The 26770-nt window shown below is 73.7% G+C and carries 24 protein-coding genes; 19 read left to right on the plus strand and 5 right to left on the minus strand.

What is annotated here, in order from left to right; translation table 11 throughout:
- Positions 1–95 precede the first annotated feature (95 nt).
- Positions 96–965, minus strand: coding sequence for a 3-hydroxybutyryl-CoA dehydrogenase (locus AB0C76_RS36945; RefSeq protein ID WP_359974154.1), 870 nt, complete (start codon positions 963–965; stop codon positions 96–98).
- A gap of 307 nt (positions 966–1272) precedes the next feature.
- Here AB0C76_RS36945 and AB0C76_RS36950 point away from each other — a divergent pair, with 307 nt between their 5' ends.
- Positions 1273–2091 (plus strand): SDR family oxidoreductase, encoded by an 819-nt coding sequence (locus AB0C76_RS36950; protein WP_359974156.1) that lies wholly within the window; start codon positions 1273–1275, stop codon positions 2089–2091.
- Positions 2092–2121: 30 nt separating this feature from the next.
- On the opposite strand, the gene AB0C76_RS36955 is transcribed toward AB0C76_RS36950, so the two are convergent.
- Positions 2122–3108 (minus strand): 2-dehydropantoate 2-reductase, encoded by a 987-nt coding sequence (locus tag AB0C76_RS36955; RefSeq protein ID WP_359974158.1) that lies wholly within the window; start codon positions 3106–3108, stop codon positions 2122–2124.
- 42 nt (positions 3109–3150) lie between these two features.
- Positions 3151–4044, minus strand: a complete 894-nt coding sequence (locus AB0C76_RS36960) for a polysaccharide deacetylase family protein (RefSeq protein WP_359974160.1) — start codon at positions 4042–4044, stop codon at positions 3151–3153.
- A 237-nt stretch (positions 4045–4281) separates the two neighbouring features.
- On the opposite strand from AB0C76_RS36960, the gene AB0C76_RS36965 reads away from it, so the two are divergent.
- Together AB0C76_RS36965 and AB0C76_RS36970 are read left to right on the plus strand one after the other, a co-directional pair.
- Positions 4282–5163 carry an SAM-dependent methyltransferase gene (locus AB0C76_RS36965; RefSeq protein WP_359974162.1) on the plus strand — a complete coding sequence of 294 codons (882 nt, stop codon included), beginning with the start codon at positions 4282–4284 and terminating at the stop codon, positions 5161–5163.
- A gap of 147 nt (positions 5164–5310) precedes the next feature.
- Complete coding sequence (locus AB0C76_RS36970; protein ID WP_359974164.1) at positions 5311–5847, plus strand: HD domain-containing protein; 537 nt, start codon at positions 5311–5313, stop codon at positions 5845–5847.
- A gap of 1 nt (position 5848) precedes the next feature.
- Here the strand turns inward: AB0C76_RS36970 and AB0C76_RS36975 are convergent, their stop codons facing one another.
- Together AB0C76_RS36975 and AB0C76_RS36980 are read right to left on the minus strand one after the other, a co-directional pair.
- Positions 5849–6223, minus strand: a complete 375-nt coding sequence (locus tag AB0C76_RS36975) for a S4 domain-containing protein (protein WP_359974166.1) — start codon at positions 6221–6223, stop codon at positions 5849–5851.
- A gap of 51 nt (positions 6224–6274) precedes the next feature.
- Positions 6275–6688 (minus strand): VOC family protein, encoded by a 414-nt coding sequence (locus tag AB0C76_RS36980; protein WP_359974168.1) that lies wholly within the window; start codon positions 6686–6688, stop codon positions 6275–6277.
- 84 nt (positions 6689–6772) lie between these two features.
- Here AB0C76_RS36980 and AB0C76_RS36985 point away from each other — a divergent pair, with 84 nt between their 5' ends.
- The 16 genes from AB0C76_RS36985 to cobT all read left to right on the plus strand — a co-directional run bounded on the left by AB0C76_RS36985 (position 6773) and on the right by cobT (position 26682).
- Positions 6773–7975, plus strand: a complete 1203-nt coding sequence (locus AB0C76_RS36985) for a methyltransferase (protein ID WP_359974170.1) — start codon at positions 6773–6775, stop codon at positions 7973–7975.
- A 104-nt stretch (positions 7976–8079) separates the two neighbouring features.
- Positions 8080–9108 carry an N-acetyl-gamma-glutamyl-phosphate reductase gene (gene argC / locus AB0C76_RS36990; RefSeq protein WP_359974171.1) on the plus strand — a complete coding sequence of 343 codons (1029 nt, stop codon included), beginning with the start codon at positions 8080–8082 and terminating at the stop codon, positions 9106–9108.
- Positions 9105–10277: a bifunctional glutamate N-acetyltransferase/amino-acid acetyltransferase ArgJ gene (gene argJ / locus AB0C76_RS36995; protein WP_359974173.1), complete on the plus strand. Its 1173-nt coding sequence runs from the start codon at positions 9105–9107 to the stop codon at positions 10275–10277. Before argC ends, argJ begins: the two co-directional genes overlap by 4 nt.
- A gap of 144 nt (positions 10278–10421) precedes the next feature.
- Complete coding sequence (gene argB, locus AB0C76_RS37000; protein WP_359974204.1) at positions 10422–11297, plus strand: acetylglutamate kinase; 876 nt, start codon at positions 10422–10424, stop codon at positions 11295–11297.
- The gene (locus tag AB0C76_RS37005) at positions 11294–12505 is read left to right on the plus strand and encodes an acetylornithine transaminase (RefSeq protein WP_359974175.1); all 1212 of its coding nucleotides are present in this window, start codon (positions 11294–11296) and stop codon (positions 12503–12505) included. The genes argB and AB0C76_RS37005 overlap by 4 nt, the downstream gene beginning before the upstream one ends.
- A gap of 17 nt (positions 12506–12522) precedes the next feature.
- Positions 12523–13071 carry an arginine repressor gene (locus tag AB0C76_RS37010; RefSeq protein ID WP_329928713.1) on the plus strand — a complete coding sequence of 183 codons (549 nt, stop codon included), beginning with the start codon at positions 12523–12525 and terminating at the stop codon, positions 13069–13071.
- A 168-nt stretch (positions 13072–13239) separates the two neighbouring features.
- A complete protein-coding gene (locus tag AB0C76_RS37015) occupies positions 13240–14433 on the plus strand; it encodes an argininosuccinate synthase (protein WP_359974177.1) in 1194 nt (397 codons plus the stop codon).
- A gap of 51 nt (positions 14434–14484) precedes the next feature.
- Positions 14485–15909: an argininosuccinate lyase gene (gene argH, locus AB0C76_RS37020; protein WP_359974178.1), complete on the plus strand. Its 1425-nt coding sequence runs from the start codon at positions 14485–14487 to the stop codon at positions 15907–15909.
- Between the two features lie 109 nt (positions 15910–16018).
- Complete coding sequence (locus AB0C76_RS37025; RefSeq protein ID WP_359974180.1) at positions 16019–16276, plus strand: hypothetical protein; 258 nt, start codon at positions 16019–16021, stop codon at positions 16274–16276.
- Positions 16277–16478: 202 nt separating this feature from the next.
- Complete coding sequence (locus tag AB0C76_RS37030; protein ID WP_359974182.1) at positions 16479–16982, plus strand: GNAT family N-acetyltransferase; 504 nt, start codon at positions 16479–16481, stop codon at positions 16980–16982.
- Positions 16983–17522: 540 nt separating this feature from the next.
- Positions 17523–18548: an ATP-binding cassette domain-containing protein gene (locus AB0C76_RS37035; protein ID WP_359974184.1), complete on the plus strand. Its 1026-nt coding sequence runs from the start codon at positions 17523–17525 to the stop codon at positions 18546–18548.
- Positions 18545–19276 carry a methionine ABC transporter permease gene (locus AB0C76_RS37040; RefSeq protein ID WP_359974186.1) on the plus strand — a complete coding sequence of 244 codons (732 nt, stop codon included), beginning with the start codon at positions 18545–18547 and terminating at the stop codon, positions 19274–19276. The genes AB0C76_RS37035 and AB0C76_RS37040 overlap by 4 nt, the downstream gene beginning before the upstream one ends.
- A 57-nt stretch (positions 19277–19333) precedes the next feature.
- Positions 19334–20158, plus strand: a complete 825-nt coding sequence (locus AB0C76_RS37045) for a MetQ/NlpA family ABC transporter substrate-binding protein (RefSeq protein ID WP_359974188.1) — start codon at positions 19334–19336, stop codon at positions 20156–20158.
- Between the two features lie 201 nt (positions 20159–20359).
- Complete coding sequence (locus AB0C76_RS37050) at positions 20360–20995, plus strand: GNAT family N-acetyltransferase (protein ID WP_359974190.1); 636 nt, start codon at positions 20360–20362, stop codon at positions 20993–20995.
- A gap of 167 nt (positions 20996–21162) precedes the next feature.
- A complete protein-coding gene (gene cbiE, locus AB0C76_RS37055) occupies positions 21163–22422 on the plus strand; it encodes a precorrin-6y C5,15-methyltransferase (decarboxylating) subunit CbiE (protein ID WP_359974192.1) in 1260 nt (419 codons plus the stop codon).
- 495 nt (positions 22423–22917) lie between these two features.
- Positions 22918–26682: a nicotinate-nucleotide--dimethylbenzimidazole phosphoribosyltransferase gene (cobT, locus tag AB0C76_RS37060; protein ID WP_359974194.1), complete on the plus strand. Its 3765-nt coding sequence runs from the start codon at positions 22918–22920 to the stop codon at positions 26680–26682.
- The last annotated feature ends 88 nt before the right edge of the window (positions 26683–26770 follow it).

Consider the following 26770-nt stretch of genomic DNA (forward strand, 5'->3'; position numbering starts at 1 on the left):
GGCGCGGGACGGGCGCCGACGGGAGGTCGGGGGAGTTCTGCTCATGCGGGGGCTCCTGCGCGGGCGTGCCGCCGCTTTCGTGCGGCCAGGACGGCTCAGACGCTCGCGGTGTAGTCGTAGAAGCCGCGGCCGGACTTGCGGCCCAGCAGACCGGCGTCGACCATCCGGGACAGCAGCGGGGGAGCGGCGTACAGCGGCTCCTTGTACTCGTCGTACATCGACTCGGCGATCGACACGATGGTGTCCAGGCCGATCAGGTCGCACAGCCGCAGCGGGCCCATCGGGTGGGCGCAGCCGGCCTCCATGCCCTTGTCGATGTCGGAGGCGGTGGCCACGCCCGACTCGAACATCCGCACCGCGGACAGCAGGTACGGCACCAGCAGGGCGTTGACGACGAAGCCGGCCCGGTCGCGGGCGCGGATCGGCTCCTTGCCGAGCACCTCGGTGGCGAAGGCCTCGGCCCGCTCGGTGGTGGCGCCCGAGGTGGTCAGGGTGGGGATGACCTCGACCAGCTTCTGCACCGGCGCCGGGTTGAAGAAGTGCAGACCGATGACCTGCTCGGGCCGCGAGGTGGCGGCGGCCAGCTTGACGATCGGGATCGACGAGGTGTTGGAGGCGAGGATCGCGTCGCGGCGCTCGATCACCTGGTCCAGGGTCTGGAAGATCTGGACCTTGATGTCCTCGCGCTCGGCGACCGCCTCGACGACCAGGTCGCGGTCGGCGAAGTCGGACAGGTCGGTGGTGAAGGACAGCCGGGCCAGGGCCTCGTCCCGCTGCTCGGGGGACAGCTTGCCGCGCTTGACCGCCGTCTCCAGGGAGTTGGTCAGCCGGGTGCGGCCGAACTCCAGGGCCTCCCCGCTGGCCTCCGACACCAGGACGTCCAGCCCGGCCCGGGCGAAGACCTCCGCGATGCCCGACCCCATCAGGCCGCAGCCGATCACTCCGACGCGCGCGATGTCACTCACTAGTTGCCCTTCGGTGGTGCTGGGGGTCGCCCAGCGACAGGTGGCCCAGCGTGGCGCTGGTCGGCCCAGCGGTGCTGCTGGACTACGGGCCGGTGTGCCGGAATGGGTGCACCGGTGCACCGTCCCGACGACGTTACTACTCCCTACCGGCGAGTAGGTCACCCCCTCCCCGGCCCGGTGTCGCGCCCGGCACCACACACCCGAACGGGTGACGGCGCCTCGCCCGCCCGTGCGCCCGGACCCGCGGCCGCCCGGCGCCCGACAGAATGCCGCAGACGGGGGCCGGGGACGGACGAGGGAGCGTGCAGTGCCGACGGGATCGCTCACGGGGCAGGTCGCCCTGGTCACCGGAGCCGGCCGCGGGATCGGCCGCGAGATCGCCATCGGGCTGGCCGCCGAGGGCATGTCCGTCGGCCTGGTCGGCCGCACCCACGGGACGCTCACCGACACGCTCAAGGAGTGCGTCCGGCACGGCTCGCGCGGCGTCGCCGTGACGGCCGACGTCACCCGCCCCGGCTCGGTGCGCGAGGCCGTCCGGCTCGTCGAGCGCGACCTCGGCCCGGTCGCTCTGCTGGTCAACAACGCCGGGCAGGTGGACCGCACCGAGGTCCCGATCTGGGAGACCGACCCCAACCAGTGGTGGCAGGTCGTCGAGACCAACCTGCGCGGCCCCTACAACCTCCTGCGCTGCGTCCTGCCCGGCATGGTCGAGCGCCGCCGCGGCCGCGTCGTCAACCTCAACTCCGGCTTCGCGCTGCGCCCGGACGGCCACTACACCGCGTACGCGACGTCCAAGGGCGCGCTGTTCAAGCTCTCCGACAACATGGCGGACTCGCTCGCCGAGCACGGCGTCGTCGTGCTCGACATCAGCCCCGGCGCGGTGGCCACCGACATGACGGCCGGGATGCCGATGTTCCGGGACATGAAGGCCTGGGGCTCGATCCCGTACATGGTCGCGGTCACCGTCGACGCGGCGCGGGGCCGCTTCGACGCACTGCACGGGCGCTTCATCCACGCCGGGCGCGACGACCTGGAGGAGCTCGTCCGCCGCGCGCAGGAGATCCGCGGGACGGACGCGAGGACGCTGCGGCTGCGCCCTTACAAGGACGACGACCCGATGGCCTGAGGCCTTCGGCGGCCCGCCCGGGGGCGGGACTCAGATCGTGGCGAGTTCCTCGTCGGTCAGGCTGCCCGGCGCCCGGCCGGTGCGGGCGAACTCCTCGGCCAGCCGCTGGAACGCCTCGTTGGCCGGCGTCGGCACCCCGTGCAGCCGCCCGAGCAGCACGATCTCGCCGTTCAGGTAGTCCGTCTCGATCGAGCCCGCTCCGCGCGCCAGGCTCTGCCAGGTCGAGCTGCCGCCGCGCGGGGCGCCCTCGACCGGCTCGATCCGCAGCGTCGCGTCGACCAGCCGGACCATCTCCTCCGGGTCGTGGTGCGCGATCCCGGCGGCGGCCAGCACGGCCGCGCCCTCGGCCATCAGGCGCCGGTACAGTCCGCGGCGCAGCTCGCCCTCGTACGGGCCGGCGACGGCGTTCAGCGCGTTGCCGAGGTTGCCGAGCAGCTTGGTGTACTTCCAGCCCATCACGTCGGCCTCGACCGGGGCGCTGAAGCCCGCTCGCTCCAGGTCCGCGGCGATCCGGGCGGCCCGACCGTCGTCGCCCGCCGGGTAGGCGCCGATCCGCAGCACCCCGCTGACGGGCGTGCCGCCGGCGCTGACCCGCCCCGGTTCCAGGTGGGTGGACGGCATCCAGACGCACACCGCCAGCACCTCGCGGAAGCGGCGCAGCGCGAGCCGCTCGTTCTCCACGCCGTTCTGCGCGCACACCACCGGCAACCGCTCGCCCGCCGTGCCGCCGCCCGCGACCGGGCGCGGCGCCCACGCGGCCAGCGCGCCGGCGGTGTCCTGCGTCTTCACGGCGAGCACCAGGACGTCGTCCGGGCGCAGCTCCAGCTCCTCCGGCCCGGACACCGCCGGGACCGGCAGCGTCCGGGTGCCGTCCGGCGCGCCGAACGTCAGCCCGTGCTCGCGCAGCGCCGCGAAGTGCGCTCCCCGCGCGACCAGCACGACGTCGCGCCCGCTCTCGTGCAGCCGGGCACCGATCGTGCCGCCGACCGCGCCCGCCCCGATGATGATGTAGCGCATGCGGGAAGCATGGCACGCCGGTGGTGCGCCGGGGCGGCCAGGTCAGGCGCAGAGCTGACTGGCGGTCACCGGGCTGAGGCCGGACTTGGCGAGGCCGTCGAGGATGCCCGGCAGGGCGTCCACCGTGCACTGGTGGCCCATGTGCAGCGCGACCACCGAGCCGCCGCGTACCGAGTTGAGGACCCGTCGCTGCAGCTCGGCGGCGGACGGGTCGGCGTAGTCGCGCGGGTCCACGTCGAACGAGAGCACGTGCTCGTAGCCGACGGCCTTGGCCTGCTCGCGCACCATCGGGGTCGCGTACTGCGCGGCGGACGGGCGGAACCAGCGGCCGATCGAGCCGGTGAGGCGCTGCAGGCGCTCCGCGCACTGGGCGATCTCGGCGCGGGCCTGGTCCGGACCCATCGCGGAGATGTTGAGGTGGTTCTGGGTGTGGTTGCCCAGTTCGTGGCCGGCGTCGAGGATCCGCCGGGCCATCTGCGGCTGCTGGTCGAGCCAGCTGCCGACGGCCATGACGGTCAGCTTGGCGCCGCGCTGCTCGGCGACCTCCAGCAGGGCGGTGGCGAGCTTCGGGTCGCCGCTGCCGTGGAACGTCAGCGCCACGTTCTTGCCGGTGCGCGGCCCGTACGCGACCTCCAGCGGGGTGCCGGGGGCGAGCGGCGGCAGCACGGGCGGGGCGGGCGGCGCGGTGGTGGCGTCGGGGGCAGCGGTGGTGGTGGGCTGCGGCGCGCCCGGATCGGGGGAGGCCGGGCCCTCGCCGCCGTTCCACGCGGGGTCCGTGGTGTGCTGCGGGTCGACGTTGCCCGGGTGCACGGCGAGCGAGCCCGGGTCGGCGCGGCGGGGCGCGCCGCTCCCGCACCCGGTGAGGAACCCGCCGGCGGCGGTGAGGGCGGCGAGCTTGGCGGCGGTGCGCAGTACGGCGCGGCGATCGGCAGTCATCGGCAGCCAGCATAGAGACGACGCGCCGGGGCGGCGATCCGGGACCACGCGCGTTGACACCACGCTTGACGTGCACGCACACCGCCCGGCGGGGGCTGCGTAAACCTGAACTCGCCGTGTTTCCACGGCGTGTCGTCGGATACGATCCGGTCGCACCGCGTGCTACGGGGGCGGGGCACCAGCGCGGCGGGGCGTTCCTGCCGCGGGAAGCGCAGTGAGCAATGGGGGCGGAACGACATGCACGAGGACACGGTGGACACGGCGACCGGTGGTTCGGACTGGGACTGGGTCGGGGCGGAGGACTGGCAGCCGCCGACCGAACTCGACACCGGGATACCCCACACCGCCCGGATGTACGACTACTACCTGGGCGGCAAGGACAACTTCGAGGCGGACCGCAAGGCCGCCGAGGCCGCCATCGCCGCCTACCCGGCGCTGCCGCTGCTGGCCCGCACCAACCGGGAATTCCTCGGCCGCGCGGTCGAGTTCGCGGCCGGCCGGGGCATCCGGCAGTTCGTCGACATCGGCACCGGCATCCCCGCCGCGGGCTCGACCAGCGAGGTCGCGCGGAAGGTCGCCCCGGACGCGCACGTCGTGTACGTCGACAACGACCCGATCGTCGCCACCCACGCCCGCGCGCTGCTGGCCGGCCGCCCCGCCGGGCACACCTCGGTCATCGAGGCCGACCTGCGCGACCCCGAGGCGATCCTCGGCCACCCGGCCCTGCGGGCCGCCGTCGACCTGGCCGAGCCGGTCGCGCTGATGCTGGTCGCCGTCCTGCACTTCGTCCGCGACGAGGACGGCGCGCAGAAGATCGTCGCCACCCTGCGCGACGCGCTCGCCCCCGGCAGCGCGCTGATCCTCTCCCACGGCAGCCCTGACTTCGCCTCGCGGCAGAGTGCGGACGAGGGCGCGCGCATCTACAAGGGCGCGAGCGCCCCGCTGGTGCTGCGCCCGCGTGCGGGCGTCGAACCCTTCTTCGGCGACTTCGAGTTCGCCGGGCCCGGCCTCGTCCAGCTCCCGCTCTGGCGCCCCACCGCCGGCCACGTCTCCACCGCCGACCTCCCCGAAGGCTGGCAGGACGTGTCCGCTTACGCGGGCGTCGCGTTCAAGAAATAGCCGTTTCCCCCAGCACCTCCGCAGGTCGCAGGTCAGATCGCGGGCAGGCCCCGGCACCCCCCTCCCGGCGCCGGGACCGTCCCGCACTGCTCCGCACACTAGACGGCACCACTGACAGCGCCTCACCCGCACGGGTTAGCCTGCGGCGTGACCACAGGACTGCCGCCCCTGCCCCCGGCCGCCGCCGACCTCCTGGACGCCCTCGACGCCCCGCCCCGGCTGCGCGCGCACCTCGCGCTCGTCCACGAGGTCGCCGTGACGATCGCCGACTTCTGCGCCGCCGCCGGCCTGGACGTCGACCGCGAGGCACTGCTGTACGGCGCCGCCACCCACGACATCGGCAAGACCGTCCACCCCGAGGAGCTCTCCGGCCCCGGCTCGGCCCACGAGCCCGCCGGCCACGCCCTGCTGCGCGGGCGCGGCGTCCCCGAGCGGTTCGCCCGCTTCGCCCGTACTCACGCGAGCTGGGGCGGGCCGGGCGTCACCGTCGAGGAACTGCTGGTCAGCCTGGCCGACAAGGTGTGGAAGAACAGCCGGGTCCGCGACCTGGAGGACCGCGTGGTCGTGCGGCTCGCGACCGCCACCGGCCGCGAGCCGTGGGAGGTGTTCCTCGACCTCGACGACCTGCTCACCCGGATCGGCGACGACGCCCCGGGCCGGCTCGCCGTGCAGGCCGCGCGCTAGCTCAGCGCCCGCGCAGCTGGTCGAGGTCGCGGCGTTCGCGCTTGGTGGGGCGGCCTGCGCCGCGGTCGCGCTCGAAGAACGGGGCGACGAGCTCGCGCGGCGGGCGGGGCGGGCTCTGGTCGGTGAGGCACTCGGCCGCCACGGACGCCCCGACCCGCTTGCGGATCGGCTTGCGCACCACGACGACCCGCTCGTACCCCTCCTCGCGGACCCGCACCTCGTCGCCCACCCGCAGCGGCTGGGCCGGCTTGGCCCGCTCGCCGTTCACACGGACGTGTCCCGCCCGGCAGGCGGCCGCCGCCAGCGCGCGCGTCTTCACGAGCCGGACCGACCAGATCCAGCTGTCCACGCGGACGCTTCCCTCGTCTTCAGCCATTCCGGAAGTCTAGGGCCGTGGTCGGACGGGTGGACCTGTCCGACCGCGGCCCTACGCAGCCCGAGCGGCCGCCGGAGCCTCCTGGACGGCCCAGCCGTTCCCGTCCGGATCGTTGAAGAACACGAACGAGTTCCAGGCCTCGCCGTGCCCGTTCACCCGCACCCCGGCCTCGAAGTGCTGCACCGGGCTGACCTCCACACCGCGCGCCGCCAGTTCGGCGTGCGCCTTCTCGATGTCCGCCACCACCAGCTGCAGGCCCTTGACGGACCCGGGCGGCGCCTCGATCACGCCCTTGCCGACGACGATCGAGCACCGGGAGCCCGGTGGCGTCAGCTGCACCACCCGGACTCCGTCGCGCAGCCGGGTGTCGTGATCGACGGTGAAGCCGGCCTGCTCCTCGTAGAACGCCTTCGCGCGGTCCACGTCCGCCACCGGGAGCACGACCACTTCGAGCTTCCAGTCCATCGCCCTCACCCCTCTCGGTCGGGGCTCTTCCAGTATCCGTCCGAATCCGTTCCCCGTCGGCTCGTCGGCTAGCCTGAGAAGACGATGAATCCCCAGAGCACGCCCGCCGCCCCAGCGCCGTTCACCACCCCGTTCGGCACCTTCGACCTCACCAGGTACCCCGAGGACCCGCGCGAGCGGCTGCGCGCCTGGGACGCCGCCGACGAGTACCTGCTGCGCCACCTCGCCGGCGAGACCGACAGCGCCGGCGGCGCCGCCACCGAGCTGGCCGGCCGCCGCGTCGTCGTCCTCGGAGACCGCTGGGGTGCCCTGGCCACCGCGCTGGCCGCGCACCGGCCCGTGCAGATCGGCGACTCCCACCTCGGCCGCGAGGCCACCCGCGCCAACCTCGCCCGCGCCGGCGCCCCCGCCGACCCGGACCGGCTGCTCACCACCCGGGACACCCCGCCGGAGCGGATCGACGTCCTGCTGGTGCGCGTCCCCAAGAGCCTCGCCCTGCTGGAGGACCAGCTGCACCGGCTCGCGCCCGCCGTCCACCCCGGCACGGTGGTGATCGGCACGGGCATGGTCACCGAGGTCCACACCTCCACCCTCGAACTCTTCGAGAAGGTCCTCGGCCCCACCCGCACCTCGCTGGCCGTCCGCAAGGCCCGGCTGATCTTCTGCACCCCCGACCCGGCGCTCGACCCCGGCCCCAGCCCGTGGCCGCACCGCTACGCCCTGCCCGCCGACATCGGCCCGGTCTCCGGGCGCACGGTCGTCAACCACGCCGGCACCTTCTGCGCCGAGCGCCTCGACATCGGCACCCGCTTCTTCCTCGGCCACCTGCCGGCCCCGGCCCCCGGCGAGCGGGTGGTCGACCTGGGCTGCGGCAACGGCGTGGTCGGCACCGCCGCCGCACTGGCGGGCCCGGGAGCCGAACTGCTGTTCGTCGACGAGTCCCACCAGGCCGTCGCCTCCGCCGAGGAGACGTTCCGCGCGAACCTCGGGCCGGAGGCCGGGGCCGAGTTCCTGACGGCGGACGCGCTCGCGCCCGGGGTGATCGCCCCCGGCTCGGTGGACCTCGTCCTGAACAACCCCCCGTTTCACTCGCACCAGGCGACCACCGACGCCACCGCGTGGCGGATGTTCACCGGCGCCCGCCGCGCCCTGCGCCCGGGCGGCGAGCTCTGGGTGGTCGGCAACCGCCACCTCGGCTACCACGTCAAGCTGCGCCGCCTGTTCGGAAACTGCCAACTCGTGGCAGGCAACCCGAAGTTCGTGGTGCTGCGAGCCGTCAAGCGCTGAGCCCGGCCGACCGCCCGCCGGCCCCGGCGGGCGGTCTCCGTACATACTCCTTGCATGAATGTTCCGTGCTGCGTATATTCATGCCACGACCAAGGAGGAACGCCATGGCATTGCGAGTCGCCGTCGCCGGCGCGAGCGGATACGCGGGCGGCGAGGTGCTGCGCCTGCTGCTCGGCCACCCCGAGATGGAGATCGGGGCCCTGACCGGCGGCTCCAACGCCGGCACGAGGCTGGGTGCGCTGCAGCCGCACCTGATCCCGCTCGCCGACCGCGTCCTGGAGCCCACCACCCCCGAGGTGCTGGCCGACCACGACGTGGTGTTCCTCGCGCTGCCGCACGGCCAGTCCGCGGCGGTCGCCGAGGCGCTCGGCCCGAACGTGCTGGTCGTCGACTGCGGCGCCGACTTCCGGCTCAAGGCCGCCGCCGACTGGGAGCAGTTCTACGGTTCCGCGCACGCCGGCACCTGGCCCTACGGCCTGCCCGAACTACCCGGCCACCGGGCCGCGTTGAAGGGCAGCAACCGGATCGCCGTGCCCGGCTGCTACCCGACGGCCGTCTCCCTCGCGCTGTTCCCGGCGTACGCCGCCGGGCTCGCCGAGCCCGAGGCCGTCGTGGTCGCCGCCTCCGGGACCTCCGGCGCGGGCAAGGCGGCCAAGACGCACCTGCTCGGCAGCGAGGTCATGGGCAACGTGAGCCCGTACGGCGTCGGCGGCGTGCACCGGCACACCCCCGAGATGGCGCAGAACCTCACCCCGCTCGCGGGCGAGCCGGTCACCGTCTCCTTCACGCCCATGCTCGTCCCGATGCCGCGCGGCATCCTCGCGACCTGCTCCGCCAAGGCCCGGCCCGGCGTGACGGGCGAGGCCCTGCGCGCCGCCTACGCCGAGGCGTACGGGACCGAGCCCTTCGTCCACCTGCTGCCCGAGGGCCAGTGGCCGCAGACCAGCAGCGTGTACGGCGCCAACACCGCCCTCGTCCAGGTCGCCCTGGACCCGGCCGCCGGGCGGATCATCGCGATCAGCGCGATCGACAACCTCGTCAAGGGCACCGCCGGCGGCGCGGTGCAGAGCATGAACATCGCCCTCGGCCTGCCCGAGGACATGGGCCTTCCCCTGAACGGAGTCGCACCGTGACCAGTCCCGTGAACGTCGGGGTGACCGCCGCCAAGGGCTTCCGCGCCGCCGGGGTCACCGCCGGCATCAAGGCCTCCGGCACCCCGGACCTCGCCCTCGTCGTCAACGACGGCCCCTCGTTCGCCGCCGCCGGCGTGTTCACCGCGAACCGCGTCAAGGCCGCGCCCGTCCTGTGGTCCGAGCAGGTCCTCAAGGGCGGCCTGGTCTCCGCCGTCGTCCTCAACTCCGGTGGCGCCAACGCCTGCACCGGCCCGCTCGGCTTCCAGGACACCCACGCCACCGCCGAGAAGGCGGCCGAGGAGCTGAAGGTCAACGCGGCCGAGGTCGCCGTCGCCTCCACCGGTCTGATCGGCGTCCGCCTGCCGATGGACATCCTGCTGCCCGGTGTCGCCCTGGCCGCCCAGGAACTCAGCGCGACCGGCGGCGAGGCCGCCGCGATCGCCATCAAGACCACCGACACCGTCCACAAGACCGCCCAGGTCACCAGCCCGGCCGGCTGGACGGTCGGCGGCATGGCCAAGGGCGCGGGCATGCTCGCCCCGAGCCTCGCCACCATGTTGGTCGTGCTGACCACCGACGCCGTCGCCGACGCCGCCGCCCTCGACGCGGCCCTGCGCGGCGCCACCCGCACCACCTTCGACCGGATCGACTCCGACGGCTGCATGTCGACCAACGACACCGTGCTGCTGCTCGCCTCCGGTGCCTCCGGCGTCACCCCGGACGCGGCCGAGTTCGCCGAGGCCGTCCGCACGGTCAGCGCCGACCTCGCCCGTCAGCTGATCGCGGACGCCGAGGGCGCGAGCAAGGACATCCGGATCGACGTCACCGGCGCCGCCACCGAGGACGAGGCCGTCGACGTCGCCCGCACGATCGGCCGCAACAACCTGCTCAAGTGCGCCATCCACGGCGAGGACCCCAACTGGGGCCGGGTGCTGGCAGCGATCGGCACCACCAGCGCCGCCTTCGACCCCGACGCGCTGGACGTCGCCATCAACGGCGTCTGGGTCTGCAAGGACGGCGGCGTCGGCGAGGACCGCGACCTCGTGGACATGAGCGGCCGGGACGTCGTCATCACCGCGAACCTCAACGCCGGTACGGCGAGCGCCTCGCTGTGGACCAACGACCTGACGGCCGACTACGTTCACGAGAACAGCGCCTACTCGACCTGACGGCGTCACCTCGCCCACGACATCCTGGTCCGCGCACCCCGAGCCGCGGCATCCGTCCCGCGCCATCCGTTCCGACGAGGGGAACCCGTGCAGATCGCACCCAAGGGCGAACAGGCCCGCAACAACACCGCGTTGCCGAAGGCCATGACGCTGATCGAGGCGCTGCCGTGGCTGGAGCGCTTCCACGGCAAGACCGTCGTGATCAAGTTCGGCGGCAACGCGATGGTCGACGACAGCCTCAAGGCGGCCTTCGCCCAGGACGTCGTCTTCCTCCGCTACGCCGGTCTGCACCCCGTCGTCGTGCACGGCGGCGGCCCGCAGATCAGCGCCCAGCTGGAGAAGCTCGGCCTGGAGTCCAGCTTCACCAACGGCCTGCGCGTCACCACCCCCGAGACCATGGACGTGGTCCGGATGGTGCTCGCCGGGCAGGTGCAGCGCGAACTGGTCGGCCTGCTCAACGAGCACGGCCCGTTCGCCGTCGGCATGACCGGCGAGGACGCGCACACCATGACGGCCGTCAAGCGCTACGCGGTGGTGGACGGCGAGCAGGTCGACATCGGCCTGGTCGGCGACATCGTCAACATCGAGGCCGGCGCGGTGAAGGCGCTCATCGCCGACGGCCGCATCCCGGTCATCTCCTCGATCGCGCGCGGCACCGACGGCCACGTCTACAACATCAACGCCGACACCGCCGCGTCCGCCCTCGCGGTCGCGCTCGGCGCCGAGATGCTGGTCGTCCTCACCGACGTCGAGGGCCTGTACAAGAACTGGCCCGACTCCGACGACGTGATCAGCCAGCTCGGTGCGGACGAACTGGAGGCGCTGCTGCCCGGCCTGGCCAGCGGCATGCTCCCCAAGATGGAGGGCTGCCTGCGCGCCGTCCGCTCCGGCGTGGGCACCGCCAGGGTGCTGGACGGCCGGGTGCCGCACAGCCTCCTGCTGGAGATCTTCACCGACGAGGGCATCGGCACGATGGTCGTGCCGGACGACGAACCGACCGTGACCGGGGGACTGGCATGACGCACAACGAGCAGCTCACCGAGCGGTGGCAGCACGCCTTCACCGACAACTACGGCACCCCGCGCATCCCGCTGGTCCGCGGCGAGGGCGCCAAGCTGTGGGACGCGGACGGCAAGGAGTACACCGACCTGCTCGGCGGCATCGCCGTCAACGCCCTCGGCACCGCCCACCCGGCCGTCGTCGAGGCCGTGAGCCGGCAGATCGCCACCCTCGGCCACGTCTCCAACCTCTTCATGGCCGAGCCGACCATCGCCCTCGCCGAGCGGCTGCTGAAGCTGGACGGCCGCGAGGGCGGCCGGGTGTTCTTCTGCAACTCCGGCGCCGAGGCCAACGAGGCCGCGTTCAAGATCAGCCGCCGGACCGGCCGCACCCACCTGGTCGCCCTGGAGGGCAGCTTCCACGGCCGGACGATGGGCGCGCTCGCACTCACCGGCCAGCCCGCCAAGCAGGAACCGTTCCGCCCGCTGCCCGGCGACGTCACCCACGTCCCGTTCGGTGACGTCGAGGCGCTGCGCGCGGCCGTCACCACCGAGACCGCCGCCGTCTTCCTGGAGCCCGTCCAGGGCGAGAACGGTGCGATCCCGCTGCCCGAGGGCTACCTGCTCGCCGCGCGCGAGATCACCCGGGCCACCGGCACCCTGCTCGTCCTGGACGAGATCCAGACCGGCGTCGGCCGCACCGGGCACTGGTTCGCCCACCAGGCCGTCGAGGGCGTCGAGCCGGACGTCGTCACCCTCGCCAAGGCGCTCGGCGGCGGTCTGCCGATGGGCGCGGTGCTCGCCTTCGGGCCGGCCGCCGAGCTGCTCACGCCGGGCCAGCACGGCACCACGTTCGGCGGCAACCCGGTGGCCGCGGCGGCCGGGCTCGCGGTGCTCGACACGATCGAGTCCGAGGGCCTGCTGGAGCACGTCCGCAAGATCGGTGACCGGCTGCGCCAGGGCGTCGAGGCGCTCGACGACCCGCTGGTCTCGCACGTGCGCGGCGCCGGTCTGCTGCTCGGCATCGTGCTCACCGAGCCCGTCTCCGCGCGGGTCCAGGCCGTCGCGCAGGAGGCCGGGTTCCTGGTCAACGCCGCCGTCCCGGACGCCGTCCGGCTCGTTCCGCCGCTCGTGCTGACCGAGGGGGAGGCGGACGCCTTCCTCGCGGCGCTGCCCGGGATCCTCCGGTCGGTGCGCGAGGGCGCCCCGGGCGATGCGAGCCGACGGTAGTCCGGGAGAATAATCACATGACCGCTTCCAATCCCGGCCCGTCCGCCGCCGGCCCGACGCCGCAGGTGCCGCAGACCCGCACCGCGCGCCACCGCCGGATCGTGGACCTGCTCACCCGCCAGCCCGTGCGCTCGCAGAGCCAGCTCGCCAAGCTGCTCGCCGACGACGGACTCGTGGTGACCCAGGCCACCCTCTCCCGGGACCTGGACGAGCTGGGCGCGGTCAAGATCCGCAACCGGGACGGCGCGCTCATCTACGCCGTCCCGGCCGAGGGCGGCGACCGCACGCCGCGCGCCCCGATGGGGGAGTCGGCCAGCGAGGGCCGGATGGCCCGGCTGGCCGGCGAGCTCATGGTCTCCGCCACCGCCTCCGGCAACCTGGTCGTGCTGCGCACCCCGCCGGGCGCCGCGCAGTTCCTCGCCTCGGCGATCGACCAGGCCGAGGTGTTCGAGATCATCGGCACCATCGCGGGCGACGACACCGTCCTGCTGATCAGCCGGGACCCGTCCGGCGGGCAGGCGCTCGCCGACCACCTCATGCAACTCGCCCAGGCGAAGGCGCAGTAACGCGTCCGACCCCGCACGACCAGCGCAGGACCAGCGCAGGACCCTCGGACCCCGGCCGGTGGAGCACTCCACCGGCCGGGGTTTTGTGTTTCATACGGCGTAGTGCATACTTATGCCCATCGTCGCAAACCTGTACGGCCCCGAACGTGGAGTTGAGAGGAGAAAGCCGTGACCGAGCGCGTCATACTCGCCTACTCGGGCGGACTGGACACGTCCGTCTGCATCGGCTGGATCGCCGAGGAGACGGGCGCGGAGGTCGTCGCCGTCGCCGTCGACGTCGGCCAGGGCGGCGAGGACCTCGATGTCATCCGTCAGCGCGCGCTGGACTGCGGCGCCGTCGAGGCCGAGGTCGCGGACGCCCGGGACGAGTTCGCCGACGAGTACTGCCTGCCGGCCATCAAGGCCAACGCGCTCTACCAGGGCCAGTACCCGCTGGTCTCCGCGCTCTCCCGGCCGGTCATCGTCAAGCACCTGGCCGCCGCCGCGAAGAAGCACGGCGCCACCACCGTCGCCCACGGCTGCACCGGCAAGGGCAACGACCAGGTCCGCTTCGAGGTCGGCATCAACTCCCTGGCCCCCGGCCTCAAGTGCATCGCCCCGGTCCGCGACTACGCGATGACCCGGGACAAGGCCATCGCTTTCGCCGAGGCCAAGGGCCTGCCGATCGCCACCACCAAGAAGTCGCCGTACTCGATCGACCAGAACGTCTTCGGGCGGGCCGTCGAGACCGGCTTCCTGGAGGACATCTGGAACGCCCCGGTCGAGGACGTCTACGAGTACACCCGGGACCCGGCCGCCCCGCGCGGGGCCGACGAGGTCGTCATCACCTTCGAGGCCGGCGTGCCGGTCGCGATCGACGGTCGCAAGGTCACCGTCCTGGAGGCCGTCGAGGAGCTCAACCGGCGGGCTGGTGCCCAGGGCGTCGGCCGGCTGGACATGGTCGAGGACCGGCTGGTCGGCATCAAGTCCCGGGAGATCTACGAGGCCCCCGGGGCGATCGCCCTGATCACCGCCCACCAGGCCCTGGAGAACGTCACCGTCGAGCGCGAACTCGCCCGCTACAAGCGGCAGGTGGAGCAGCGCTGGGCCGAACTCGTCTACGACGGCCTCTGGTTCTCCCCGCTCAAGCGCGCGCTGGACGGCTTCGTCGACGAGGCCAACCGGTACGTCTGCGGCGACATCCGGATGGTGCTGCACGGCGGCCGGGCCGTCGTCAACGGCCGCAAGTCCGACCAGTCGCTGTACGACTTCAACCTCGCCACGTACGACACCGGCGACACCTTCGACCAGTCGATGTCCAAGGGCTTCATCGAGATCTTCGGGATGTCCTCGAAGCTCGCCGCCCGCCGCGACCTCGCCTGACCGGCCCCGCTAGAGTCCCCCAACACCCGTACCCCGTAAGGAGCCCACGCGATGACCGCCGACCAGAACGCCGACGTCCGCCTCTGGGGCGCGCGCTTCGCCGACGGCCCGTCCGAGGCCCTGGCCAAGCTCTCCGCCTCGGTCCACTTCGACTGGCGCCTCGCGCCCTACGACATCGCCGGTTCCAAGGCCCACGCCCGGGTCCTGCACAAGGCCGGCCTGCTCAGCGCCGAGGAGCTCGCCGGCATGCTGGCCGGTCTCGACCAGCTGCTCGCCGACGTCCAGGCCGGCACCTTCACCGGCACCGTCGCCGACGAGGACGTCCACACCGCCCTGGAGCGCGGCCTGCTGGAGCGGCTCGGCGCCGAACTCGGCGGCAAGCTGCGGGCCGGCCGCTCCCGCAACGACCAGATCGCCACGCTGTTCCGGATGTACCTGCGGGACCACGCGAAGACCATCGGCGGACTGCTCCTGGACCTCCAGCACGCCCTGGTCGGGCTGGCCGAGGCGCACCCCGACACCGCGATGCCGGGCCGCACCCACCTCCAGCACGCCCAGCCCGTCCTCTTCGCCCACCACGTCCTCGCGCACGTGCAGGCCCTCGGCCGGGACGCCGAGCGGCTGCGCCAGTGGGACGCCCGCACCGCCGTCTCGCCGTACGGCTCCGGGGCGCTGGCCGGCTCCTCGCTCGGCCTCGATCCGCAGGCCGTCGCCGCCGACCTCGGGTTCGAGGGCGGCTCGGTCGGCAACTCCATCGACGGCACGGCCTCGCGCGACTTCGTCGCCGAGTTCGCGTTCGTGACCGCGATGATCGGCATCAACCTCTCCCGCATCGCGGAGGAGGTGATCATCTGGAACACCAAGGAGTTCGGCTTCATCACGCTGCACGACGCCTTCTCCACCGGTTCCTCGATCATGCCGCAGAAGAAGAACCCGGACATCGCCGAGCTCGCCCGCGGCAAGTCCGGCCGCCTGATCGGCAACCTGACCGGCCTGCTGGCCACCCTCAAGGCGCTGCCGCTCGCCTACAACCGGGACCTCCAGGAGGACAAGGAGCCGGTCTTCGACTCCTGCGACACGCTGGAGGTGCTGCTGCCCGCGTTCACCGGGATGATGGCCACCCTCACCGTGCACCGGGAGCGGCTGGAGGAGCTGGCCCCGGCCGGCTTCTCGCTCGCCACCGACATCGCCGAGTGGCTGGTCAAGCAGGGCGTGCCGTTCCGGGTCGCGCACGAGGTGGCCGGCGCCTGCGTCAAGGTGTGCGAGGCGCAGGGCATCGAGCTGTCGGACCTGACGGACGAGCAGTTCGCGTCGATCTCCGCGCACCTGACGCCCGAGGTCCGGTCGGTCCTCAGCGTCCACGGCGCGATCGCGTCCCGCAGCGGGCGCGGCGGCACGGCGCCGTCCGCGGTGGCCGTGCAGCTCGCCGAGGTCAAGGCGGACCTGGCGGCCCAGCAGGAGTGGGTCCAGGGCTGACTCCTGGTGCAGTGGGGGAGGGGCGCGGCGGACGGATCGCCGCGCCCCCGTCCCGTACGTGCGACCGGCGGGGCGTAACCGGCCGCCGCCCTTGCAGGTCAAGCACGGTGTGTGTCCCACCCTTCCGACCGTCCCCTCCGCCGAGGACCAGTTCCTCGCCGAGCGCCGCCTCCGCGTGGTCCGCGACGCGGTGGCCGCCCTGCCCGGTCGCTGCCCCCAGCTGGTCGCCGCCCTCGTCGAGGACCCGCCGCCGACGTACCGCGAACTCTCCGAACGCCTCGGCATGCCCCGCGGCTCCATCGGCCCCACCCGCTCCCGCTGCCTCGCCTGTCTGCGCGCCCTCCTCCACACCGAGCGCTACCCGTGACGGCCCCCGTTCGGCCCCCGGCCGCCCCTCCCTCCACTCGCGTGACCCTCGCCACGTCCGGCCGCCAAAAGGTTGAGAGGAGCTGACGCCCGGGTAGAGCGCTGGCGAACCCAGCTCTTGACGGTGTCGCGATCACTCGGATACTGAGCGTGAGCGCGCCACCCTCTGCGCGCCGGGCACGACGATGGGGAGGCCCCAGCACATGGGCATGAGCGTGATCATCTCGGCGGCGGACGCCGAGGACGCGGAGCAGATCCTCAAGCTCCAGTACCTCGGCTACCAGGCCGAGGCCGAGCTGTACGGCGACTGGGCGATCGAGCCCCTCACGCAGACTCTGGAGAGCCTGCGCGCCGAACTTTCCGAGCAGCACTTCCTGGTCGCCCGCCTCGGCGACGAGGTCGTCGGCACCGTCCGCGGCCGGGTCGACGCCGACGGCATCGGCCGGATAGGGCGTCTGGTCGTCCACCCCCGGATGCAGCGGCACGGCCTGGGCGGCCGCCTCCTGGAGGCCCTGGAGCGCCGCCTGGCCGAGGACGGGGGCCGCGTGACCGCCTACCGCCTGTTCACCGGCCACCGCAGCCTCGGGAACCTCCGCCTCTACGCCCGTCAGGGCTACCTGCAGACGGGCGTCGAGCACGTCAGCAGCAGCCTGAGCTTCGTGCACCTGGAGAAGCCCGCCGCGACGCCGTTCGCCGCGACCGCCTGAGCCTTCCCGCCGCCCGCGGATTCGGCGCCGCCACGATCCGGACGGCCACGACGTGGCCGGTCCTGAGGCGGCGCCGATGCGCGTTTCCGCAGGTCAAAGCGATTCATGTCCGCATTGCGGACAGCGCATCCAAATAATTGGGCCTCGAACAGCCCATCTGATTTACTGGCTCACATGACTGCGACGACGAACTGGACCCCCACCGGCACCATGCCGGCAGGTGAGCGTGCCATGTGCCGTCGAATGTGTCACTGCTGAGGGCCACCGTCCCCACTCCTCGCGCCCCGAAGCGAGACCCCGGCTCCGCTCCCGTCCGTGTGAGCGCGCCCAACCTGCCGCACCCCCCTGCGTCCGCATGCCCGTCCACCCGCGGCTGCCGATGACTCGTGAGGACCACGCCGTCGCGCGGCCCGGCCGCCTGGCGGCCACGAGCAAGGGATGGCAGGTCCGGATCCCCCTGGCGAAGCGCCGTGGACGCCGCCGACCGCAACCCGGTCGGGCGGTCGACGCGCCGCCCGCCCCCGACCCACGGAAGCTGCTGTGATCACCACCACGGACCTCACGAAGGTCTACCGCTCCCGAGGCCGCGAGGTGACCGCCCTCGCCGGTGTCGACCTGCACGTTCGCCCGGGCGAGGTCTACGGAGTCGTCGGCACCAGCGGCGCCGGCAAGTCCACCCTCATCCGCTGCGTGAACATGCTGGAGCGCCCGACCTCCGGCACCGTCACCGTGGACGGGGTCGAGCTGACCGCGCTGTCCGGCGGCGAGAACCGGGCCGGCAAGGAACTGCGCGAGGCGCGGCGCCGGATCGGCATGGTCTTCCAGCACTTCAACCTGCTCGCCTCGCGGACGGTGCAGCAGAACGTCGAGCTCCCCCTGGAGATCATCGGCCTCGACCGCACCGAGCGCCGCCGCAAGGCCGCCGAGCTGCTCGACCTGGTCGGCCTCGGCGACAAGGCCCGCAGCTACCCCAACCAGCTCTCCGGCGGCCAGAAGCAGCGGGTCGGCATCGCCCGCGCCCTGGCCGGCGACCCGAAGGTGCTGCTCTCCGACGAGGCCACCTCGGCGCTCGACCCGGAGACCACCCGCTCGATCCTCAAGCTGCTGCGCGACCTCAACCAGCAGCTCGGCCTGACCGTCCTGCTGATCACCCACGAGATGGACGTCATCAAGTCCGTCTGCGACTCCGCCGCCCTGATGCGCGGCGGCCGGGTGGTCGAGGCGGGCGAGCTGACCGACCTGCTCGCCGAGCCGGGTTCGGAGCTGTCCCGCGAGCTGTTCCCGCTCAGCGAGTTCGGCACCGGGCACCCCGGTTCGACCGTGCTGGAGATCACCTTCCAGGGCGATGCCCCGGCCCAGCCGTTCGTCTCCCAGCTCGCCCGCACCTACCAGATCGACATCAACATCCTGGGCGCCGCGGTGGAGACCATCGCCGGCCGGATGGTCGGCCGCATGCGGGTCGAGCTGTCCGGCGGCCACCAGGACAACGTGGTGCCGATCGGCTACCTGCGCGAGCAGGGCCTGCAGGTGGACGTACTGGGCGCGGCGGACGGAGCGGTGGCATGACCTGGGACCAGATGCAGGCCCTGATGTGGCCGGCCACGCAGGAGACCTTCCAGATGGTGGGCCTGTCCGCGCTGTTCACGGTGCTGCTCGGCCTGCCGCTTGGCGTCCTGCTGGTGCTGACCGACAAGGGCGGCCTGCTGGCCAACCGGACCGTCAACAAGGCCGTCGCCTTCGTCGTGAACATCGCCCGTTCGGTGCCGTTCATCATCCTGATGATCGCCCTGATCTCGTTCACCCGCTGGCTGGTGGGCACCTCCATCGGCTGGCAGGCGGCGACCGTGCCGCTCACCATCGGCGCCATCCCGTTCTTCGCCCGCCTGGTCGAGACCTCCGTCCGCGAGGTCGACCGCGGCCTGGTCGAGGCCGTCCAGTCGATGGGCGGCAGCACCTGGACGATCGTGCGCAAGACCCTGCTGCCGGAGGCGCTGCCGGGCCTGGCCGCCGCGGTGACCACCACGATCATCACGCTGATCGGCTACTCGGCGATGGCCGGCACGGTCGGCGGCGGCGGCCTCGGCACCCTGGCCGTCAACTACGGCTACCAGCGCTTCGAGACGGCCTTCATGTGGGTCATCGTCGCCGAGCTGGTGATCATCGTCACCGCCGTCCAGCTGATCGGCGACCTCGCCGTCCGCCGCCTCGCCAACCGCGGCCGCTCCGGCGGTGGCCGGACCCGCCTGCTGCGCGGCGCCCCGGTGCCCCGCGACGAGGACCTCGTCGCCCCCTAGACCTCCCGCGCCCGACTCCGGCCGCGGCTCCCCGCATCACGCAGAAAGGCACTTTTCGTGCGCAACGCCCTGAAGTTCACCAGCGTCCTCGCCACCGCGGGCATCGCCCTCTCGCTCGCCGCCTGCGGCAGCTCCGGTTCGTCGTCCTCGGACCCGAACGCGCCGCTGACCGTCGTCGCCAGCCCCACCCCGCACGGCCAGATCCTCAAGTTCGTCAAGGACAACCTCGCGGACAAGGCGGGCCTGAAGCTCGACATCAAGGAGGTCACCGACTACGTGACCCCCAACACCGCGGTGCAGGACGGCTCGGCCGACGCCAACTACTTCCAGCACGTCCCGTACCTGGAGGACTTCAACAAGAAGCACGGCACCGACATCGTCTCGGTCGAGCCGGTGCACCTGGAGCCGCTGGGCGTCTACTCCAAGAAGGTCAAGTCGATCGCCGACCTGCCGGACGGCGCCACCGTCGGCCTGCCGAACGACGCCACCAACGAGGGCCGCGCCCTCAAGCTGCTCGCCGACAACAAGCTCATCACGCTGAAGGACGGCGTCACCACCGCGGCCACCCCGGCCGACGTCACCGGCAACCCGAAGAACCTCAAGTGGAAGGAGCTGGAGGCCGCCCAGCTGCCCCGCTCCGTCGCCGACCTCGACGCCGCCGTCATCAACGGCAACTACGCGCTCGACTCCGGCCTGAAGCCGGCCACCGACGCGCTCGTGCTGGAGAAGGCCGAGGGCAACCCGTACGCCAACATCCTCGCCGTCAAGAAGGGCAAGGAGAACGACCCGCGGGTCAAGAAGCTCGCCGAGCTGCTGCACTCGCCCGAGGTGAAGAAGTACATCGACGACACCTTCAAGGGCTCGGTCGTCCCGGCCTTCTGACCGTCGGACAACTCCGCACCCCGTGACGCCCGACCGGGCCCCCGCCGCACTCCGGCGGGGGCCCGGTCGGGCAGTATGCACGAGGGGCGCCCGGGCCGGGGGCGTTCTGACGTACCGTCGTGCGGGCGGCGCACCGCGTGGTACCCGGGGCGCGCCGGAGGCGTACGGTGTTGTGTTCACGACCCGGCGAGGAGAGACGGCATGGCAGCGAGCTTCCCCGAGACCGCCATCAGCACCGAACGGCTGTTGCTGCGGCCGCTTTCGGAGGACGACGCGCCCGGTCTCGCCACGATGATGGCCGACGACCTCGTCCTCGCCTGGACGGACCTGCCGCACCCCTTCACCGAGCAGTACGCGGCCGACCTCGCCCGCACCCTCGCCCCCTCCCACCGGGCCGCCGGGCGCGGCATCGTCTTCGCCGTCACCGAGCACCTCACCCAGCGCCTGGTCGGCCTGGTCGAGCTGCGCGCCACCGACTGGCGGCTGCGCAGCACCGAGATCGCCTACGTCACCGCCGCCTGGGCGCGCGGCGAGGGCTACGCCCCGGAGGCCGTCCTCGGCGTCGCCCAGTGGCTCTTCGAGGACCGCGGCTTCCTGCGCCTGGAGATGCGCACCGCCGCCGGGAACACCGCCGCCCAACAGGTCGCCCAGAAGATCGGCGGGATCAGCGAGGGCGTCCTGCGCAGCGCCTGGATAGTCCGGGGGGAGTCCGGCGAGGTGGTGGAAGAGAGCCGCAGTGACGTCATCCTGTGGAGCCTCCTGCCCGAGGACATGGAGGCCCCCGCGCCCGAGCACTCCGGCCGGTACGGCGACCACCGCTACGTCCTGCGCGACTGACTCTCCCCACCCGGCCGCCCCGGGCTTCGCGCACACGTGTGCGACACGTCCGCGCGGAGCGGGATCACACCCGGTAGCCTCTGTCCGGCGCCGTACTGCGGCGCGGTTTGTCGGCGCACCGAGGCGCGCACTGAGGCGCGCACCGAGTCGAGGGAGAACGGCCGCAGATGGCTGACCGGATCACGGTCATCGGGTGGGACGGCACGCCGCTGACCGAGGCCGCCGGCGCGGCCCTCGCCGCGGCGACCCTGGTGGCCGGCGCCCCCTATCAACTGGGCGCACTCCCGGTGCCGCCCGCCGCCGAGCGGATCGTGCTCGGCAACATCCGGCAGGCCGCCCGCCGGATCGCCGAACACCGCGGCGCCGCGGTCGTGGTCGCCGAGGGCGACCCGGGCTTCTTCGGCGTCGTCCGCACCCTGCGCCGCCCCGAGTACGGCCTCGAACTGGAGGTCCTGCCCGCCGTCTCCTCCGTCGCCGCCGCCTTCGCCCGGGCCGGCATGCCGTGGGAGGACGCCCAGGTGGTCAGCGCCCACGGCGGCCGGCTGCGCCGTGCGGCCAACATCTGCCGGGCCCACCCCAAGGTCGCGGTGCTCACCGCCCCCGGCGCGGGGCCGGGCGAACTCGCCCTCATGCTGCGCGGGGTGCACCGGACGTTCGTCGTCTGTGAGGGCCTCGGCACGCCGGACGAGGACGTCACCGTCCTCACCTCCGACCGGATCGCCGACCACGCGTGGCGCGATCCCAACGTCGTCCTGGTGATCGGCGGCAGCAGCGGCGCCCCGGCCGCACCGGTGGACGAGGCGGCCGGCTGGCTCGCCGGGCGCCCGCTCGGCTTCCCCGGCGCGGACCGCGGCTGGGCGCTCCCCGGCGACGCCTACGCGGGCGCCGGGCGCGCGGCGGACGACCCCGGCGCGTCGGAGGCGCTTCCCGCGCACGCGCGCGCCCTGGTGCTGGCCCGTCTGGGTGCTCGTCCGGGGGACCTGGTCTGGTCGGTCGGTGCGGGCAGCGGCGCCCTCGCGGTGGAGGCGGCCCGCTTCGGCGCGGCCGTCGTCGCCGTCGAGGCCTCCCGTTCGGCCTGTGCCCGGATCACCGTCAACGCGCGCCGCTACGGTGTCGAGGTGGAGACGGTGCACGGGCAGGGGCCCGAGGTGCTCGGCGGACTGCCGGAGCCGGACGTCGCCGTGGTCGAGGCGGGCGGGCTCCAGGTCGTCCGTGCGGTGCTGGCCCGCAAGCCCGAACGGTTCGTCACCGTGGCCCGCACCTTCGCCGAGGCCGAGGAGTTCCGCCGGGCGATCACCGAGGCCGGCTACCGGGCGGACGGCGCCCTGCTGCAGTCGGCCCCGCTGCTCGCCGCGGACGGCGGAGGGGTGGTACTGGGGGCGGGCGGAGCGGGCGCGCTGTTGCTCTGGGGTGAGCAGATCGTGTGAAGGCCCGGGGCCCGGCCGGTGTGCCGGGTGAGGATGACGTCGGGGGCCGGCGGTGATCCAGGTCGCATCCGGACACTGATTCGAGAGGTGACGGCGCCGGGCCGGTAGTGTGGCGTCCTGGTCGGCGGCGGTGGTCGGTGACCTGCCCGATCCGGTCGGTTTGTCACCTTTTTGACGTGGTGCTATCCGGCCGCGTTCGGAGTGTGGGCAATTCGACGGGCCGCGTGCCGGACCTGGAGAATGCCGTAGGGTCCGGTGCGGTGGTGCCGGTCGCCCCGGGTTGTCGTTGTTTCAGATGGCGGGCCGCCCCGCAGGGGGAGGCGCGTGGGCCGGGGCGCGGCAGCTCACCGGAATGACTTTGGCCGCAGCGCCTCGGCGCGGCGGCCGTACGTGGTTGAGGGGCGGGTCGGTGCAGGCCCGGCCCGTGCGGATGGGCGCTGCGGTCGGTGATCGTGTCGCCGAGGGCGCGGCAGCGGCCTGGAAGGAGCTTTGACGATGACCGATGGCGGCCATGTCCCGGGCGAGGGACTGCCGGAGCACCTGCACACCGGGCCCGACCCGCTCGGCGGCCCGGAGGGGGTCGCCGCCGCACCCGTGCAGGGCGTCGCACCCGTGCAGGGTGTCATGACGGACGGCGGAGCGATCCCGAACCCCTCGGTGCCCGGACCCGGCCTCCACGGCGCGGTGCCGCCCGCCGTCGGCGTCATCCCGGCGCAGGGCCACCCGCAGGGCGTGCCCGCGTACGGCGTGCCCGGCGAGGGCTGGGCGGCCGACCAGGGCGCCCCGCGCCCGGCCTTCCACTTCCTCGACCAGCCCGACCAGGCGGACGGGCTCGACGACGAGGACGACGTCCTGCTCATGCCCGGCCCGCAGGGCTCCTGGGGTGAGCCGGCCGTGGCCGTCCCCGCCGAGCAGGTGCCGGCCGATCAGATGACGGCCGCGCCGCTCCAGGACGGCACGCCGGTCGAGCCGTCCTGGCCGCCGGTCGACCCGCCGGTGGCGGGCGCCGAGCAGTACCAGCAGGCCGTGCAGGCCGCCCCCGTCGCTCCGGCGGCCCCGGTGTTCCAGGAGCCGGTGACGCAGGCTCAGCCGCCGCGCCGCCCGCTGCACGCCGGTCCGCCGATCCCGGACCCGTCGATGATGACCGGCCAGGTGCCGGTCCGCTCGCTCGCGGACCGCGGCCCGTCCCTGGGCAGCACCCCCGCGCACGGCATCCCGGTCGTCGGCCGCCCGGCCGAGGCCCAGGCGCCGATGGCGGCGGCGGTGGCGCAGCCCGTCCCGGTCGCGCCGATGCCGCCTGCCGTCGACGCCGTGCCGGTCGCCGAGGTCCCGGTCGCGGTGGCGGACGTTCAGTTCCCGCAGCAGGCCGCCCAGGAGATCCCGGGCGGCGTGCAGGTGCCGCTCGGGGAGCCGGTCACGGGCGGCGTGGCCGTGCCGACGGCCGGGGCGATCGAGGTCGTCGAGGTGGTCGAGGCCGCCGTCGCCGAGGCCGTGGCCGAGGCCGCGCCGCAGGCCGTCGCCGAGCTCGTGACCGAGCCCGCCGCCGAGCCGCTGGTCGAGCCGCTGGTCGAGGTCGCGCAGCAGGCCGTCGTCGTCGAGCCCGTGGCCGCCGAGCCGGTCGTGACGGAGGCCCCCGTCGCGGACGAGCAGTCGCAGGCCGCGCAGCAGCCCCGCCGCATCTCCGCGTTCCTCGCCGCGCCGACCCCGCACGGCCTGCCGCAGGTCGAGGCGACCGAGCAGGCGCCGGTGGCCGAGGGGGCCGTCGTGCCGCAGCCCGCTCCCATAGCGCCCGCCGAGGGCACCCCGGAGGCCGTCGTCGAGCCCGAGCCGGCGCAGCCCGCCGAGGTGGTCGAGGCCGTTGAGGCCGTCGGCGTCGAGGCCGTCCCCGCGGTCGAGGCCGAGCAGCCGCAGGAGGCCGCTCCGGTCGAGGCCCCGGCCGTCGAGGCTGTGGCCGTCGAGGCAGCCGAAGCCGTCGAGGCCGTGGCCGTCGAGGTCGTGGAGGCGGTCGAGGCCGTCGCGCCCGAGGCCCCCGAGGCCGTCGAGGTCGCTCACACCGAGCCGCAGGCCACCGCTGAGACCGCCGCAGGCACCGGCGAGATGCCGTCCGGCCAGGCCGTCCCCGCGGTCGAGGCCGAGCAGCCGCAGGAGGCCGCTCCGGTCGAGGCTGTGGCCGTCGAGGCAGCCGAAGCCGTCGAGGCCGTGGCCGTCGAGGTCGTGGAGGCGGCCGAGGCCGTCGCGCCCGAGGCCGAGCAGCCCGAGCACCAGCCCGCCCCCGAGGTGGCCGAGGCCGTCGAGCCCGCGGCCGAGCCCGTCCCGGACGCCCCGGTCGCCGAGACCCTGGAGGCCGGGCCGCAGCCCGCCGCCGAGCCCGTGGCCGAGCCCGCCCCCGTCGAGGTCGAGCCCGCCGCCGAGCCCGTCCAGGACACCGCCGAGCAGCCCGCCGACGCCCCGGAAGAGGCCCAGGCCGAGCCCCAGGACGCCGAGCAGGAGCCCGCCGAGCCCCGCGGCCCCGCCGCCCCCGGCTACGACGACGCCGGCCGCGACGCCGTCCACCAGGTGATCCGCGAGCGCCGCGACATCCGCAACGGCTTCCGCCCGGACGCGATCCCGCACGAGGTGCTGATCCGCGTCCTGGAGGCCGCCCACACCGCGCCCAGTGTCGGTTACTCCCAGCCGTGGGACTTCGTGGTGATCCGCTCCGCGAAGACCCGTCGGCGCATGCACGCCCTGGCCGAGCGCCAGCGCGAGGCGTACGCCGACTCGCTGCCCAAGGGCCGGGCCAAGCAGTTCCGGGAGATCAAGATCGAGGCCATCCTCGAAACCCCGGTCAACATCGTGGTCACCGCCGACCGTACCCGCGGCGGCCGGCACACCCTGGGCCGCCACACCCAGCCCCAGATGGCCCCGTACTCGGCCGCCCTGGCCGTCGAGAACCTCTGGCTCGCCGCCCGCGCCGAGGGCCTGGGGGTCGGCTGGGTGAGCTTCTTCGACGACGAGGAGCTGGTCCGCGAACTCGGCCTGCCCGAGCACCTGGAGGTCGTCGCCTACCTGTGCGTCGGCTTCGTCGACTCCTTCCCGGACGAGCCCGAGCTGGAGCAGCAGGGCTGGGCCAAGAAGCGCCCGCTGGCCTGGGTCGTCCACGAGGAGCAGTACGGCAACCGCGCACTGCCCGGCGAGGAGCCGCAGAGCCTGCTCGCCGAGACCCTGCGCGGCATCCGCCCGCTGGACGCCAAGGCGCTCGGCGAGGCCTGGGACCGCCAGAAGCGGATGACCAAGCCGGCCGGCTCGCTCGGCATGCTGGAGATCATCTCCGCCCAGCTGTGCGGCCTGTCCCGCAAGTGCCCGCCGCCGGTCCCGGAGCCCGCCTGCGTCGCGATCTTCGCCGGTGACCACGGCGTCCACGCCCAGGGCGTCAGCCCCTGGCCGCAGGAGGTGACGGCCCAGATGGTCGGCAACTTCCTCGCCGGGGGAGCGGTCGTCAACGCCTTCGCCAAGCAGATCGGCACCGAGGTCTGCGTGGTCGACGTCGGCGTCGCCGCCGAGCTGCCCGACGCCGTCCAGCAGGGCCGGGCCACCGGTCTGCTGCCGCGCAAGGTCAAGCCCGGCACGGACGACATGACCCAGGGCCCGGCGATGAGCCGCGAGGAGGCCGTCCAGGCGATCGAGGTCGGCATCGAGACCGCCCGCGACCTCGTCGCGGCCGGCAACAAGGCCCTGGTCACCGGCGACATGGGGATCGCCAACACCACCGCCTCGGCCGCCCTGATCTCGGTCTTCACCGGCCTCGACCCGGCCGAGGTCACCGGCCGCGGCACCGGCATCGACGACGAGACGCACGCCCGCAAGGTCGAGGTCATCCGCGCCGCGCTGGCCCTGCACCGGCCCGACCCGGCCGACCCGATCGGCGTCCTCGCCGCCGTCGGCGGCCTGGAGCACGCCGCGATCGCCGGCTTCCTGCTGGGCGCCGCCTCGCTGCGCACCCCGGTCGTGCTGGACGGTGTGATCGCCGGTTCGGCCGCCCTGGTGGCCAAGGCGATCGCCCCCGAGGTGCTGGCGGCCTGCATCGCCGGCCACCGCTCCGCCGAGCCCGGCCACCAGGCCGCGCTGGAGCGGCTCGGTCTGCGTCCGCTGATCGACCTGGACCTGCGGCTCGGCGAGGGCACCGGCGCCCTGCTGGCCCTGCCGCTGGTGCAGAGTGCGGCCCGCGCGATGCACGATGTAGCCACCTTCGACTCCGCCGGGGTCACCGAGAAGGCCTGACGTTCCCGTCACCGCTCCGCGGACCGGCCCGAGGGCGCGCCGGTCCGCGGAGCGGCGTCTGTCCGCACCCCCGCCCCCGCATTCCCGA

The organism is Kitasatospora sp. NPDC048722, from assembly GCF_040650235.1.
Lineage (GTDB): Bacteria > Actinomycetota > Actinomycetes > Streptomycetales > Streptomycetaceae > Kitasatospora.

Excerpts from the sequence above, each read along its gene's own strand:
- AB0C76_RS36965 (WP_359974162.1), top strand. The coding sequence starts at position 4,282 with ATGCACGAGGACACGGTGGACACGGCGACCGGTGGTTCGGACTGGGAC.
- AB0C76_RS36975 (WP_359974166.1), bottom strand. The coding sequence starts at position 6,223 with ATGGCTGAAGACGAGGGAAGCGTCCGCGTGGACAGCTGGATCTGGTCG.
- AB0C76_RS36980 (WP_359974168.1), bottom strand. The coding sequence starts at position 6,688 with ATGGACTGGAAGCTCGAAGTGGTCGTGCTCCCGGTGGCGGACGTGGAC.
- argH (WP_359974178.1), top strand. The coding sequence starts at position 14,485 with ATGACCGCCGACCAGAACGCCGACGTCCGCCTCTGGGGCGCGCGCTTC.
- AB0C76_RS36960 (WP_359974160.1), bottom strand. The coding sequence starts at position 4,044 with ATGACTGCCGATCGCCGCGCCGTACTGCGCACCGCCGCCAAGCTCGCC.
- argC (WP_359974171.1), top strand. The coding sequence starts at position 8,080 with ATGGCATTGCGAGTCGCCGTCGCCGGCGCGAGCGGATACGCGGGCGGC.
- argB (WP_359974204.1), top strand. The coding sequence starts at position 10,422 with ATGACGCTGATCGAGGCGCTGCCGTGGCTGGAGCGCTTCCACGGCAAG.
- AB0C76_RS37030 (WP_359974182.1), top strand. The coding sequence starts at position 16,479 with ATGGGCATGAGCGTGATCATCTCGGCGGCGGACGCCGAGGACGCGGAG.
- AB0C76_RS36985 (WP_359974170.1), top strand. The coding sequence starts at position 6,773 with ATGAATCCCCAGAGCACGCCCGCCGCCCCAGCGCCGTTCACCACCCCG.
- AB0C76_RS36955 (WP_359974158.1), bottom strand. The coding sequence starts at position 3,108 with ATGCGCTACATCATCATCGGGGCGGGCGCGGTCGGCGGCACGATCGGT.
- AB0C76_RS37050 (WP_359974190.1), top strand. The coding sequence starts at position 20,360 with ATGGCAGCGAGCTTCCCCGAGACCGCCATCAGCACCGAACGGCTGTTG.
- AB0C76_RS37040 (WP_359974186.1), top strand. The coding sequence starts at position 18,545 with ATGACCTGGGACCAGATGCAGGCCCTGATGTGGCCGGCCACGCAGGAG.
- AB0C76_RS37010 (WP_329928713.1), top strand. The coding sequence starts at position 12,523 with ATGACCGCTTCCAATCCCGGCCCGTCCGCCGCCGGCCCGACGCCGCAG.
- cobT (WP_359974194.1), top strand. The coding sequence starts at position 22,918 with ATGACCGATGGCGGCCATGTCCCGGGCGAGGGACTGCCGGAGCACCTG.
- cbiE (WP_359974192.1), top strand. The coding sequence starts at position 21,163 with ATGGCTGACCGGATCACGGTCATCGGGTGGGACGGCACGCCGCTGACC.
- AB0C76_RS37005 (WP_359974175.1), top strand. The coding sequence starts at position 11,294 with ATGACGCACAACGAGCAGCTCACCGAGCGGTGGCAGCACGCCTTCACC.